The organism is Butyrivibrio sp. MC2013 (assembly GCF_000424585.1).
Classification (GTDB): domain Bacteria; phylum Bacillota; class Clostridia; order Lachnospirales; family Lachnospiraceae; genus Butyrivibrio.
On sequence record NZ_AUKE01000001.1, the window covers coordinates 54,504 to 69,214 of the forward strand.

Sequence of the window (14,711 nt, forward strand, 5' to 3'; positions counted from 1 at the left end):
ACGGATTGTTCCGTTTCTTCGAAACTCTCACAATGCTAAACATATTTGTATGTATATCCCGGGAGGTGAACACTGTGAAATTGCTGTTTGTAGACATTGATACGCTGCGGCCTGACCATATGGGCTGCTTTGGATACCTTAGGAATACCACGCCCAATATGGACATGGTAGCAAGAGAAGGCGTGATCTTTGATAATTATTATTGTTCGGACGCTCCCTGTCTTCCATCAAGAGCCAGCCTTATCAGCGGTATGTTCGGCATCAAGAACGGTGCTGTAGGCCATGGCGGTACAGCGGGAGACAGGCGTCTGGAGGGCCCGGGCAGGAGTTTTTGCGATAGCTATGACATGGATAATTTCAATAATATTTTCAGACGGGCAGGCATGTATACTGCATCTGTCAGCACCTTCCCGGAGAGACATTCATCCTGGTGGTTTTCCGCAGGCTTTAACGAGACCTTTAATGAAGGACACAGAGGCGTAGAATCAGGCGAAGCTGTGCTCCCTTACGTACTTAAATGGCTGGATGACAATGGCACTCAGAGGGACGACTGGTACCTCCATGTGCACCTCTGGGATCCTCACACTCCTTACAGGGCTCCCATGGACTTTGGCAATCCCTTTGAGGGAGACGGCCTGGCGGGTACTTGGATAGATGACGAGACACTTGAGTCCCATATCCATGCGGTGGGACCTCACAGCGCCAGCGAACTGAACATGTTTGATGATAATGAAAATCCCGATCTCCCCCGCAATCCGGGTAAGATCTCATGCAGACAGGACCTGATCAGAGTATTTGACGGTTATGACTGCGGCGTAGCATATACCGACAAGATTGTGGGAGAGATATTAGACAAGCTGCGCACCCTGGGCATCTATGATGATATGGCCGTCATCATCACCTCTGACCATGGTGAGAATTTCGGCGAGCTGGCTATCTATGCAGAGCACGCAACTGCAGACCACGCCTGCTGCCATATACCCTTTATCATCAAATGGCCCGGCGCATTAAAGGGTCATACAGATCATGGACTTCATTACAGCCTGGACCTCCTCCCCACCATGAGTGATCTCCTGGGCGTAGATAAAGGATCAAGGTGGGACGGACAGAGCTTTGCAGATACTCTTATAAATGGCACAGATCAGGGTAGGGAGAGTCTTGTCATATCCCAGATGGCACATGTATGCCAGAGATCAGCCCGCTTTGGCGACTGGCTCTATATCAGGACCTATCATGACGGCTTCCATCTCTTTGACAAAGAGATGCTCTTTAATATCAAAGAGGACGTTCATGAACAGCACAACCTGGCAGATCAGTATCCTGAGATATGCGCAAGGGGTGCCAAGATCATCCTGGACTGGCACGATGATGCCATGCTATCCAGCCCTTATACCGTTGATCCCATGTGGACTGTAATGTCAGAAGGCGGCCCCTTCCATGTAAGAGGAGCCCTGGATCTATACTGCAAGCGTCTGGAAGAAACAGGCAGATCAGAAGGCGCACAGGAGCTGCGCAGAAGACATATGCATATATGATTACAAAAAAGGCAGAGCATAGATGATCAGCCATCTAGGCTCTGCCTCTTTTTATCTTATATTTATTTTGTTAATTTATTTCTCACTCTGCCTTGCTATATCCTCGGCCACTATCTCTTCGCCGGTCCTGTCCTTTAGCTGTTCTTTGGACAGCTCCGACAGTCCGTTGTTGACGCAGGCGCTCATATCGCAGGTGGAGCACTTGTCCAGGTCCTCCTTGCTGACCTTGCCGTCCCTTAAATCTCTTACGATCTGCAGCTCATACATGCTGTACTTCTGCTTCTTGTAGAATCTCAGGAACTTGTGGACGAATACCCACCAGGCGGGCTTCCATATGTACTTGTGCATAGCAGGGGATACGGAGCCTATCATCCAGCAGTCTCTGTCGCAGTGTCTTACTGTATTTCTCACTCTCTCAGCAGCATCGCTGTTCCAGAGCTCATCCCAGGTCTGCTCATTGAGATTGCCCATGACCTCTTTGTCCTTGGTGCCGTTGCAGGGCATCACATCTCCGTAGGGATCGATAAAGAAGGTATCAAAGCTCATGTCGCAGGGCAGCAGACGCTTCTGACCGTATATATAGTTGATCAGGCCGTGGTTAAAATATGCTCTGAACCACTTCTTGGGACTATTCGAATTAAGGAGCTCATTGATCAGCTTCTCAAAGTTCTCAGCCACCATAGGCCTGTCCTTGATGATATTCTTGGCCTCTACGAAATAGAAGCTGTTGTGAAGAGAAGCAGTGGCAAATTCCATATCAAGCTCATCAGAGAGCTTATAAAGAGGCAATAGGTCTGCAGCATTTCTGTCCTGGACAGTCATGCCAAAGCCCACATCCTTCATGCCCATTTCCTTTAGCTTCTTTAGCGTAGTATAGCCTCTGTTAAAGCCGTCCGGTAAGCCTCTGATCTCATTATTGGTCTGCTCCAGGCCTTCTATGGAGATCCTGATACCCACATTTGGGAACTCCTTGCACAGATTTATGATCCTGTCAGTAAAAAAGCCGTTGGTAGAGATCACTATCCTGTCACTGATCTTGTCCAGCTCCCTTACGATATCCTTGATATCCTCTCTAATAAAAGGCTCGCCACCTGTGATATTGGTAAAATACATGGGCGGGAGCTTCCTTATAGTCTCTATTGAGATCTCCTCATCGGGTCTTGAAGGTGCCTTGTACCTGTTGCACATATTGCATCTTGCATTACACCTGTATGTTACAATGACTGTTCCGTTTAACTTCTTCACTCTGCAACCTCTTTTCTTATACTTTCATAATCTTTCATAATTCAAGATATCTTTCATAATCTTTCATAATTCTTCATAAAGTCAATATTCTTTCATAAATCTTCATGATTCCTCATCTTCTCCCCGGCAGTCTCTTCTTCACTATTCCCAGCATGTATTTCATCTCATCGGTCCGCCCAAAGAAAGCCACAAAAATCACATTATAAATAACCGTGATCATCACAGCGGTGAGCAGGAAATAGATTATTGTCACTTCGGGAAGTGTATACTTTGCCAAAAAGATGCACACTCCCAAGCTGCCCAGCATCACTGCATGATATTTAACAGAGTCCGCAAAAAAGAGCTTTACATCCTTGTCAAAGCAGCCCTTGTAGATCACATAGGGCCTTGCAAAATTAGCAATAAGCCCTGAGACCACTGTGCCGATATAGACACCTGCCAGACCTATCTTAAAGGCCAGGACAATGGAGATCACAAGGTTCACTATACCCTGGACAGGGGCCAGGATCTTATCCTGTTCAAAACGTCCTGCTGCCGTCTTGAAATTATTGACCACAGTCCTCTCTCCCTTGAGATAATACTCAATGAGGATCAGTGTGATGATGGACTGAGGCAGTATATAGTTCTCACCAAACATCAGGCTGATAAGGGGCCCCAGGAGCACGTAAAAGCCCGCTGCCGAAAAGCCATAGAGCCACTGCGCGGTAAACCTGTATACCTTAAACATGGAGTACTGCTTGTCTCTGGATTCTGTGGCTATAAGGTTGCCAAAGCCGGGCAAAGCCGCATTAAAAATAGTATTTACAAAGCTTGATACCGTATTTATCACCATGTTAAAGTTGGATACCACGCCTGTCACCGCTACATCTATGATAGTGGTAATGATAGTAGCATCTGTCTGGGTACGGGCAGTATCACCGATCTTGAGCCACATCAGAGATACTGTCTTGTCCTTTACCTCTTTTTTCTGGGCAGCTGATAGCGGTCTGACATCACGCTCCTCCAGATAGGGATAGCGCTTATTCAGATATACGCTTACGAATATCTTCTGGATCAGCTGTACCGCAGCATCTGTAAGCAGATATGCGTAGAAATTGGAAGTGACAAGGAGCACCACTATCTGGCAGCTGACGCTTACAAACTTGGTAATGGTCAGTATGTTGGTCTGTATATAAGTCTTTTGCTCCGCATTGACCAGGGAGTATTTGTAGGATACCAGATATGAAGTGGATGTATTAAAGAGGAATATCAGGTAATAGAGCACCAGGTCCCTTGGAGCTACGTTATGGGCATTCTTGATGATAGCGCCCAGGAAGGGACTAAGGGAGAGGCCTATCACCATGACCACCAGCGCTATCCACCTGTAGGCCTTCTTGTAGAGATGCATATAGGACTTGATGGTCTCTGTATCACCCTCTGCCACAGGCTTATAGAGACTGAAATTCAGGGCAGTACCTATGCCCAGCTCAGTCAGGGACAGGGCTGATAATATCTCTGTATAGAAGCCGTTTACGCCCAGCAGTATTTTGTCCAGGCGCATGACAAAGACCTTCCTGGCCACAAAGCCAAGGAGAGCTGTGATCAGAGTTCCCGTATATCCAAAAAATATATTCTTGACCGTGTTACGTACGCGGCTGTTATCACTCATCGGTTACGACCGTCCTTATTCATATTGACTTAAGCAGCTCATTTTCACCCGTATAGGTCTGTAATGCTGCTAAAGAAGGCTATCTCAGATTACCATTTTCATCGATCAGTATCCAGCCCTTCCAGAGGTCATGGAGCTCTTCAGGGATCGCCTCCTGGTTATTGCGCATCTTAAAGGTCCTGATCATGACCTTGTCCGCTCTTCTATTAAGCCTTGCCCCCCAAAAGGAAAAGGTGGAATTCGCACAGATATTGTATTTGCACTTTGTCATCAGCTGCATATCAAGGAGGGAATCCTTGCCGCTGTTGCCGGTCACTATGGTATAGCGCGCTTTGTCGCTATAGACCTCCTTGCAGTAGTCAGGATCATTGGAAAAGATGTAGAAATGCACATCAGGGTCCTTTTCTGCCACGTAGTCCATAGCAGCCTTGTAATAGGCATCCGTTGAAATATTGCCAAAGAGGGCAAAGTTCTGGGGCTCAGTGAGATAATCCCCGCGCCTTAGGTGTACAGAGCAGGAGGGGCGAGACTCCATCTCCCTCATCAGCTCTTCATTGGCCCTTTGCCCCTCAGGATCAGAATGCTCAGGAAATACAAACTCATCTGCCAGCTCATCAAGTATATCCGCGTAATACTTGTTGGACAAAAAGAAGCCGTTTAAATACTTGTCTTTAAAATCAAAAACTTCAGGATGATATATGCTGCTCTCCTCCCAGATCCTTGAGCTGGCAGGGATCAGCTTGCCAATCACCTTGGAAGCCAGGGATCTGTTTAAGAATCTCGCCTTCTCTTCGTCTGTACACAGATCCATCTTCACGTTCTTAAAATAATATAATTCGCAGTCTCTGGGCGCCAGCATCTTCTCCTGCACTGACTTGTCAAACCAGCCAAGGTCCAGCTTTACCTCTTTGCCCAGCTTCTGCAGCTTCCTGTACATGGCGTATTCCTGCATCTGATTACCCAGGCCGCCTGCGATACGTATAATGATCAAAACCCTCTCCTCCAAATATGGCAATTCCAAAACATTCTTTAATTTGATAGCAGCTAAACAAGTTCTAACAATACCACTTCTTAAAACACTACTTCTTTGAGTAAAGAAGGTAAGTGTTGACTTCACCTTCCCACTCCAGATCTTCAGACGCAATGAGCTCATACTGCTCATAGATATGCTCAGGATCGCCATTTCTGGACAACACAAAGTCGGTCCTGCCATTCCTGATATAATCCCACTGCACCTCTTCCACATCTGTGAGGTTGATGGTCTGAGTCTGAAAGAATCTGCATGTAGGCACTATACCTGTTGTAGTATAGAGGCCCGCATCAAAGCATTGTACATTAAGCAGTGTGGGATCCTCTATCCCGGACTCTTCTATGATCCTGGCAAAATGATACATCCAGAGGTCATCCTTATGATATTTCATAAAAGATATATTCATGGACATGGATGTAGATATGATCGCTGATGCGATCATCGCAAAAAGAGGCAGGCAAAAGCGGCTGATGCTGCTAATCCCCATCGGTATACCTCTTGCGACTGTTCCGACTATTGCAGTATATGCTCTTCCCACTGCCAGCGCAGCAAGGACTGTAAATGTGCACACAGGAAGATAATAATAGGGGAGCTTCACTCCGCCTATATATATCACCAGTACCAAAAAGATGGCCTGCATGAGAACATTTACCTTCTCGATCACTCGCCCCTTAAAGAGGAGGAAGGCCGCTCCTCCTGCTATTGCAGTAAGGCCGCTCCCCGGATTATCCAGGCTGTGGAAATACAGTACCTTGAGCATATTGATAAGACGCTCAGCTATGGGGAGCTTCTCGCTATACACAAAGATGTTGAGATAAAAATATACATAGAGCCAGTCCATGACAGCGCCGTTTATGGCAAAATAGATGATCCATGGAATGGTAGCTATGAGCATGCCAAGGAGAAACAATAGTCCATGTCTGATACAGACAAGGAGCTTTGCGCCAAGGCTCTCTTTCCCCCTTACAAGATCTGCGATGAGTACCATCAGCATCCAGGCAAAATAAAAACCAAGTGAGCTAAACTTGATATTAAGGACGCAGCCTGCAAGGATTCCTCCCGTGACCAGGTCCCTCCTGCTCATAGCCATGGGATAGCGCTCTCTGAAATATCTCATGGATATGTATAAGCCCCATACCAAAAAGGGCAGCAGCATCTCTTCAGCAGAACCTCCCCACCAAAAGGCTCTGGAGGAATATACAAGAGCTGCCGTGACAGCTGCCAGTATCATGGATACCTCTCTTGTAAGATATAGCTCCAGTATCCTGATAATACCGCCGATCATAGCTGCAGCGGCTATGAGCTCTATGATAAATACACCTGTAAAACTATTGTATGATATCAGCGATGCTATTGCGTAGAGAAAATAGTGCATGGGCCCCTTTTGATCAAAGAGGTCCCTGTAGGGCACCAGTCCCTTAAATATAGACTTGCCTACAGTAAAATAGCTGTTGGTGTCGTCCCAGTTGTTAAAGGGATAAAGAGGTGATGACCTGGTGCAGATCAGCATGATCACCAGCGCTGCCACAAGGCAGTAAGCCAGGTCCCAAAGCCCCCCTGCTGCTTTTCTTTTATTTGTCTGTATATCATTTGTCATATTCATCAGCCGGTATCCTAATAGTTTACTCTGTTACTTTGCTCATGTTTTGCGGGTCATAATGTTGTCAATAAGCCCTTAAAATTATACAATGGGTGAGTATCAAGGTCAAAACAGACCTTAAAACTCAAATCAAATCAGCTTTCGGAGGGTATTTGGATTATGGCTGATAAGCCGAAGATTTCCCTGATAATTCCCGTATATAATACAGCAGCATATTTGCCCCGCTGCATGGACAGCGTACTGGCATCATCCATGGAGGATCTGGAGATAGTCCTCGTAGATGACGGCTCTACTGATGGCATCTCCCCCTCTGTCTGCGACGACTATGCAGGCAGGGACAATCGCATCAAGGTCATCCATAAGGAAAACGGAGGCCTGCAGTCTGCATGGATAAGAGGCGTGAGAGAATCCTCCGCCCCGTATATATGCTTTATAGACAGCGATGACTGGCTTGACAGCGAGATATTTACAGAGCTCTATAAGCTCACAAGCGGGATAGACTCTGAGATCATCAGCTCAGGCTATATTATTGAAAAGGCTTCAGAGAGAAAGTATGAATACAACGGCCTGCCCAAAGGCGAATATACAGGCAGCGCCCTGACAGAGCTTCGCAGCCGTCTCCTTGGAGAAAAAAAACGCCCCGTCATCATGTCCAGATGCATGAAGCTGATCTCCAGACCCCTTATAGAGAACAATCTCCATTACTGCAATGACAAGATCCGACTTGGGGAAGACGTGAATATCATGCTCCCTGCGCTCTGCGATGCCACCAGGCTGGTAATATCAAGAAAAGCCTATTACCACTACAGGACAGTAGAGGGCTCCATGGCCAGGGCCTACAGCGAGAAGGTCATAGATGAGATCAGGCTCTTATGCAGCGTATGCAACAATATCCTGACGGACAAAAATATAGATAATGCTGACTACCAGACAGGAAGAGAATATCTGCGTCTGATCTTCGTATATCTTAAGGGCGCACTTAGGGCTCCCGGAAATGAGCACATTCCTTCCGTGATCAGCTTTCTTACTTCATCCGAAGTGACAGACAAGCTTAGCAGCTATCCCCTGGATATAAAGGGCAAGGCTGATAAGCTTCTGTATTTCTGCCTGAAACATCCAAACAGGCCTGTCCTTGGATTTACCAGACTGATCCTAAGTCTCTATGATAGGAAGACCAACTAAATCTTCTGATAGATCTCCACCAGCTTATCCCGCATGGCTACAGCGCTATAACTCTTAACTGCTTTATTCCTTGCTGCAGTCCCGAGCTCTCCACACAACTTAGGATCTGCCAGGAGCTTAGTAATCGCATTTTTAAGGGCAGGCATATCCCTCGGCGGTATCAACAATCCGCACAGCTGCGACTCATCATCCACCGTCATCATATTCCTGATATCTCCCACATCAGATGCGATGCAGGCTCTCTTATAAGCCATGGCTTCCATAAGAGACAGAGGCATGCCTTCATAATATGACGGCAATACGAATATAGGGCAAGTGCGAAAGAGCTCTTCCCTCCCGGCCGGATCCACCCAGCCTTCAAAGATTATATGTTCCGGGTCTCTAAGGACCTTATCCCTTAGGCTGCTGTCCTCAAAGAAGCCTCCCATATGGAGGCGAATATCAGGATAGTCTGCTGCAAGCTCTTCCACCGCATCCACCAGTTCTTCGCAGCCCTTGTCCCTGCATATGCGGCCCAAAAAGAGAATATCATGACTCTTATGATCACTACCTGTCTTATCATCTTCAGGCACTGCCACAGCATTGGGCAGGACATATATCTTATCCTTATCTGTGATGATATCCGAGAAGAAATCCCTGAACTTATCAGCCAGCACTATAAAAGCGCTGCAGGAATTAAGGAGTCTTAGCATCTCCTGCCTTGCAGCTCCCTTTAATGTCCCCTTGTAAAAAGCTTCCACATCTCCGCCGTGCTGATGGATAACCAGCTTCTTGCCCTTTCTGATAGCCATCTTTATAAAGAGACTCTTGCGATAATAGCTGGCTCCGCAGGCCATATTGATGTGGACTATATCATAGCGCCCCATAGAAAGGCCCGCCCTGATATAGGCAATTCCTGCCACAAGGAGCTTTCTTAATTTGCTCCCATCTTTCATCGTAGGGATATATTTGATACTGACCGTATCTCCCAGTCCCGCATCATAGAGATTATTGACTACTCCTGATACCCCGCCCTTTACAGACCTTGCAGGCCCCAGCATCAGTACTTTTATCCTGTCATTCATACCTCGTGATCCTTTTTTTCCACAGTAATTGCATCTGCATTTATCAAGTCATCTTATCAAAAGACATATTCATGATCACCATATCCAGTCTCTTCATCCAGGCATACATTCCCTGCCGCATCCCGAAGTATCAGATGTGCAGCAGAGCCTTCCGGGATATGGATATTATATCTGATAGCTTCGCTCCCGTCTTCTGCATTTGTATATTCCCAGCGCACTTCGATCCTGCCCAGTATAGAATCATAACTCCCCTCTGCATAGCCCAGCTGCCTTCCCGGATAAGGGCAGATAGTGATCTGCCTGCTAGCGGCGTCTATATCCATACCCAGGATATATTGATAGACAAAGCGTCCAATACTGCCACCTGACTCATGATTTAAAGAGCCATTGATGCTATAGCTCCCATCCTCATAGGTCCTGATCGCGCCAAGGCGCTCAGGAAGTGCTGTCAGGTCATATTTATCTAAAAGGCCTCCCCAGCTGTTATCTGCAGTGGACAAAAGGACCCTATAGGCATCATCTACATATCCGCCCTCTGCCAGTGCAGGAAGGAGATATCCCGAAGCCGCATAGCCTGTAGTCTGGCTATAGGCCGCTGCCTCTGCGCAGGTATGAAGATATGAATAGCCCTTATCCTCAAGCTCTGCAGGATATATGTGGAGCCCCAGAGGCAGGCAATATGAGCTCTGTGTCCAGGAGGCTATGATACCGTTCTCATCTATGAATCTGTCCCTGAATGCCTCTATATAGCGTGCTTCACATTCTGCATAATGCTCTGCGTCATTATCTCTTCCTATAGCCCTGCCTATCTCTGCCAGGTAGTGCATGACCCTGATGCAGGATGCTGTATGTACCAGGTCTGCAGGCACATCATTAAGCGCGCTGAGATCCCCGTATTCTCCCATTTCCGCAGGATAAATATAATTCTCGGACCTGCCAAGGAGATATTCTCCGTAAGAAGCCATGGAATCATAATAGCGACTGCAGGTTATATCATCTCCATAATATTTATACAAGAGATAGGGGATAGTCACTCCTGCATCTCCCCAGCCGGGATTACCTATACCGCTCCCCGGGATAAATGCTATATCCTGATAAGCTCCATCAGCTCCCTGAGCAGATACCATTCCTTTCATGAAATGCCTCATGATCAGGCTCTGATCCTCCTGGTATACTCCTGTGGGGGCATAGAAATTATAATCTCCGGTCCATGCAAATCGCTCATCCCTTTGAGGACAGTCGCTGGGATGGTCTACGCTGTTGCACACTCCGGATACATGCATGGCTTCCACCAGCCTGTTCAATATATCGCTGCCGCTGTCAAAGCTGTATACCCTCTTATGAGCACTGCTAATAGACACAGCTACTGCCAGATCATCCCTATCCATATCATCAGCGCTGATACCGCTTATCTGTGCATATCTAAAGGATCTCCAGGTCAGAGTAGGCTCATAAGTACATTCCTTATCCTCGCCAAATATATAATAATCCGTATCTGCTGCCCTGAGGAGATTAGCCGTATATATGGTCCCGGGCTCATCATCTGCGCAGGATAGCATATTGCTATTTAATATCTCTCCATATCTGACAGTGATCAGATCACCCTGAGAGCCCCCTGCATTTATCTTAAGTCTCCCGCTTAGCTGACTGCCAAAGTCAAGGAGCAGAGTATCCTCATAGGGCTTAGTCACGCTTACAGGCTTCCTCTCTTCTATGACCCTGACAGGTGCACGGGGAGATGATGTAAGTTCAGATATACAGCCATTTAATAGAGCTGCTGCTTCCCAGGAGCTATCGTCAAATCCGCTCTCCTGCCAGCCCCTTATTCCCTTCTCATATCCCGCATCATATATCTCGCCCTGATAGAAATCATCAAATCTGACAGGACCCTCACTGCATTTCCAGGAGCTGTCGGTAACCAGGCGCTCTCTGCTGCCATCAGCATATCTGATCTCAAGGCCTCCTATAAAGGCTATCTGATCTCCCCACTTTGCACCTGACCTGTCATACCAGCCGTGGCCCAGCACGCAGGAGATGGCATTGTCTGCTCCCCTTTTGACCAGATCCGTCACATCATAGCTCATGTAATTCACATATTCATCATATGAGCACGCGCCGGGGTCAAATATATTCTCAGTTACAGGTTCTCCATTGATGCTGATATCCATAATGCCAAGAGCCGAAGCATAGAGCCTGACAGAGGCGATATCTTTATCAGCAGTCCCAAACTCCCGTCTGAATATGGGAGCCGGATCCAGGTTACCTCCTGCCAGAGTGATCCCTGCAGGTATGAGAGCTTTGCCATCTTTTATAGTCAGGTACTGAGGAGCAAAAGAATCCTCACCCTCTGCTGCAACATTCTTTTCATCAAAGCTGTAATACTTCTTGCAATCAGAGCCTGCTTCAAGCCTCAGGTCATCTATATAGGCCTTCTTATCCACCCTGTCCTTATAAAGACCTGCCTTTGTGATATCAAAGGGAAGTATAGTTCCCACAGCCTTATATTCGTCAGGTGATAGACTCTCCTTTTTCCCATTTACAGTAAATGAGAGACTATCTGCACCTGCATCCACTGACACCTCGTAGTCAGCCCCCTTGGCAATAGGGCAGGTCACCTTCACATCTGACTGCAATTCTCCATTTTCTGCGCTCTGAAAGATAATAGCAGCCTCTTCTCCCGTATCATCTATGAGGATCACAAAGCCCCTGTCATATAGATCATCCATATCTCCAAGTATGATCCCCGATATAACGCCTTCACCCTCCAGGCTAAAGGATGCTGTAAAGTCAGTAGGCCTTGTTCCGTCATGAGATTCAGAGCCCTGCTCCATATCGGCATAAACGTCTTTGCCATTCTTTAAGTCGTCTGTGTTATACGACTTATCAGCGGAATCTGACACATCTTTGTATATCCACTCTGCATCAGGCCAGTAACTGTTCCAGTCAAGGACCCCTGTTTCAAAATACGAGTCCCCGGATGATGACAATTCTCTCCCCTCATCATCTCTTATGGTCACGCTATATGCATACCTGGTGCAGGGCGAAAGTTCATCGCCGTCATATGCTATGCAGAGGCTGTCATCGCTCTCTACCCAGCCGCTATCCCATACAGCATCCTTGCTGCTCTCTTCTCTCACCTCTATACGGTAAGCCTCCTGCCTGCGTACCTTGCTCCCTTTAGCATATCTCCAGGAGAAAGTTGGCATCTCATCTATGCCTATGGGATCTGTCATGTAGCAGACTGTGAGATCAGTGATCGGTGCACCGCTCTCTGTATTAGTTTCTTCATTAGTACCGGAAGAATTGCCGAGAGGCCCAGCCTCTTCATCTCCTCTCCTGCAGCCTGACAGACTTGTACAGATGAGCACAACTCCCATGCCCAGGCATATCTTCCCAATGATCTCCTTTTTCATTCTATTCCCGACCTTATCCTCTTTTGATTTATGCCAACTTCCATTCAGAAAGAGTTCTCTTCTCCGAATCAAAGCTGACTCCGATTTTGTAAAGAATACGTTTATCTGCCGCATAGGGAAGATCATATTTCATTTTCTCAATCTGCTCTATTGCTTCATCTACACTTCCATCTCTCTTAAATTCAAATATATATACATATCCTCTTGTCTCCACTACGCAATCTACTCTTCCGCTATATGTATGAAGTTCGCAGATAACATATTTACCAAGCATAGTGAAGAGCATATACAATACAGCCTGGAAATAATGTTCAAAGACTGTATCTGCTGAGCTATAGGGAATGCTTGCAAAAAGAGCAGTAACTGCATTCATAAATGCTTCCACATCACCGTTTTCGATAGCATGATCAATGGACAGAATATCTTTGCCTGTTCCTGCACCAATCCCTTTGGCATATACATCCATCAGATTTTCCAGGAAACCATATCTGACCTCGTCATTAGGGAAACCGATCCTGTAACTCTCTCTTATATCATCATAGCCAAGTATTGTAAGATATCCTGTCTGATAGAGAAGTGGCACCGGATTGTCATCATCCGCACGATAGTCTGCTATGTTCTTTTCTGTAATAAATAAAGATCCATCATTAAAGCTTTTGACATCAAAGCTTAAGTCCTTAACTTTTTTCAGCAGAAAAGAAGGTGTGCCGGTCTCAAACCAATATGAACCAAACTGTTTTTTGCTAAATGATTTAAGAAGACTATAGGGATTATATATCCCCAGCATATCAGAGCTAAAGCAATATCCATCGTATGATCTCCTTAGTCTGTCCCTGCAGTCCGTAGTGCTGATATTTCTCGTTCTTGCTACTTCTTCAATTTCAGTAGCAAAATATCTTCCAAGCTCTTCTTCAGTTATTCCGCACAGTCCGGCATATGCATTATCAAAAGTAATATCATCCAACTGGTTAAGATCGCTAAAGATGCTAACCTTATTGAATTTAGTCACTCCTGTTATAAATACAAATTTCAGATAATCATCAAAGCCCTTAAGACAACTGAAAAAGCCTTTAAACACATCTCTATTGTGTTCTGACAGTTCTTTGTTTTCAAAGATATCCAAAATAGGTTTATCATATTCATCTACGAGTACTACACAAGGTTTTCCGGTTTGCTTTACAGCTCTTTTGATCAGGTTCTGAAACCTTATAGCCGGAGATCTGTCCGGATCATCACACCCATATATTGCCTCCCATTCCTTAAGGCAGGTATCCAAAACTTCCTCCAGTGCATTTTCTGACTGATACCCTTCCCTGCTAAAATCAAAGCAAAATACGGGATATGCCTCCCAGCTTCCTCCATCAATCTCCTCCAGTCTCTCTATTGCCAGACCATTAAAGAGCTCTTTTTTGCCCTCCCAATATGCCTTGAGAGTAGATACCAAAAGGCTTTTTCCAAACCTCCTGGGCCTGCTTAGAAAATAAGGGATTCCACTATGTACCAGTTTGTATATATACTCTGTCTTATCCACATAGATAAAGCCCCCTTTCCTGATTTTCTCAAAGCTTTGTATCCCTATGGGAAGCTTTCTTAAGCCTTCTATCGCTACATCGTTTTCCAACGTTGTACCATCATCCATCAGTAGGTCTTGGGCATTCCATCCGGTAGCGGAGAGAACCCTGTCTATATGTCTTTCAAAAAAATTTGGATTATTTACACTGCCTTCCATAAGCTTATCCAATGTAGGACGGGAAACACCTATCTTCTCTGCAAAAAAAGTTTTGCTATATCCCTCGTCTATTACCAGTTTACGTATATTCTGGCCAACTTGTTTTCTCGCTTCAAATAATTCTCTATATTTCATCAAAGCATCCTCCTCGCGTATTGATGATATAATTTAATTATATCTGCTTTGTAAAAAATATCATCAATTTGCAAAGATTTCTTTTTGCAAATTGATGATATTTTTAACAGCAATCTATAATCTTTTTACA

At 45.8% G+C, this 14,711-nt stretch carries 9 protein-coding genes; 2 read left to right on the forward strand and 7 right to left on the reverse strand.

The window, feature by feature from the left end; translation table 11 throughout:
- Positions 1-74 precede the first annotated feature (74 nt).
- Positions 75-1,535 carry a sulfatase gene (locus G636_RS0100230; protein ID WP_026506369.1) on the forward strand — a complete coding sequence of 487 codons (1,461 nt, stop codon included), beginning with the start codon at positions 75-77 and terminating at the stop codon, positions 1,533-1,535.
- A 75-nt stretch (positions 1,536-1,610) separates the two neighbouring features.
- Here G636_RS0100230 and G636_RS0100235 read toward each other — a convergent pair whose 3' ends face one another.
- The 4 genes from G636_RS0100235 to G636_RS0100250 all read right to left on the reverse strand — a co-directional run bounded on the left by G636_RS0100235 (position 1,611) and on the right by G636_RS0100250 (position 7,055).
- Positions 1,611-2,780, reverse strand: a complete 1,170-nt coding sequence (locus G636_RS0100235; protein ID WP_026506370.1) for a radical SAM protein — start codon at positions 2,778-2,780, stop codon at positions 1,611-1,613.
- A 112-nt stretch (positions 2,781-2,892) separates the two neighbouring features.
- Positions 2,893-4,428 (reverse strand): lipopolysaccharide biosynthesis protein, encoded by a 1,536-nt coding sequence (locus tag G636_RS0100240; RefSeq protein WP_026506371.1) that lies wholly within the window; start codon positions 4,426-4,428, stop codon positions 2,893-2,895.
- Between the two features lie 79 nt (positions 4,429-4,507).
- Positions 4,508-5,419 (reverse strand): alpha-1,2-fucosyltransferase, encoded by a 912-nt coding sequence (locus tag G636_RS0100245; RefSeq protein ID WP_026506372.1) that lies wholly within the window; start codon positions 5,417-5,419, stop codon positions 4,508-4,510.
- An 88-nt stretch (positions 5,420-5,507) separates the two neighbouring features.
- Positions 5,508-7,055, reverse strand: coding sequence for a hypothetical protein (locus G636_RS0100250; RefSeq protein WP_196802988.1), 1,548 nt, complete (start codon positions 7,053-7,055; stop codon positions 5,508-5,510).
- Positions 7,056-7,217: 162 nt separating this feature from the next.
- Between G636_RS0100250 and G636_RS19115 the strand changes: the two genes are divergently transcribed.
- Positions 7,218-8,240: a glycosyltransferase family 2 protein gene (locus tag G636_RS19115; protein WP_051226342.1), complete on the forward strand. Its 1,023-nt coding sequence runs from the start codon at positions 7,218-7,220 to the stop codon at positions 8,238-8,240.
- On the opposite strand, the gene G636_RS0100260 is transcribed toward G636_RS19115, so the two are convergent.
- The 3 genes from G636_RS0100260 to G636_RS0100270 are packed head-to-tail and all read right to left on the reverse strand — an operon-like array spanning position 8,237 to position 14,581.
- Positions 8,237-9,304: a glycosyltransferase family 4 protein gene (locus G636_RS0100260; protein ID WP_026506374.1), complete on the reverse strand. Its 1,068-nt coding sequence runs from the start codon at positions 9,302-9,304 to the stop codon at positions 8,237-8,239. The genes G636_RS19115 and G636_RS0100260 overlap by 4 nt on opposite strands.
- Positions 9,305-9,360: 56 nt before the next feature.
- Positions 9,361-12,717, reverse strand: coding sequence for a family 78 glycoside hydrolase catalytic domain (locus G636_RS0100265; protein ID WP_026506375.1), 3,357 nt, complete (start codon positions 12,715-12,717; stop codon positions 9,361-9,363).
- Positions 12,718-12,745: 28 nt separating this feature from the next.
- Positions 12,746-14,581 carry an AAA family ATPase gene (locus G636_RS0100270; protein WP_081668186.1) on the reverse strand — a complete coding sequence of 612 codons (1,836 nt, stop codon included), beginning with the start codon at positions 14,579-14,581 and terminating at the stop codon, positions 12,746-12,748.
- Positions 14,582-14,711 lie beyond the last annotated feature (130 nt).

Excerpts from the sequence above, each read along its gene's own strand:
- G636_RS0100240 (WP_026506371.1), bottom strand. The coding sequence starts at position 4,428 with ATGAGTGATAACAGCCGCGTACGTAACACGGTCAAGAATATATTTTTT.
- G636_RS0100250 (WP_196802988.1), bottom strand. The coding sequence starts at position 7,055 with ATGACAAATGATATACAGACAAATAAAAGAAAAGCAGCAGGGGGGCTT.
- G636_RS19115 (WP_051226342.1), top strand. The coding sequence starts at position 7,218 with ATGGCTGATAAGCCGAAGATTTCCCTGATAATTCCCGTATATAATACA.
- G636_RS0100260 (WP_026506374.1), bottom strand. The coding sequence starts at position 9,304 with ATGAATGACAGGATAAAAGTACTGATGCTGGGGCCTGCAAGGTCTGTA.
- G636_RS0100265 (WP_026506375.1), bottom strand. The coding sequence starts at position 12,717 with ATGAAAAAGGAGATCATTGGGAAGATATGCCTGGGCATGGGAGTTGTG.
- G636_RS0100270 (WP_081668186.1), bottom strand. The coding sequence starts at position 14,581 with ATGAAATATAGAGAATTATTTGAAGCGAGAAAACAAGTTGGCCAGAAT.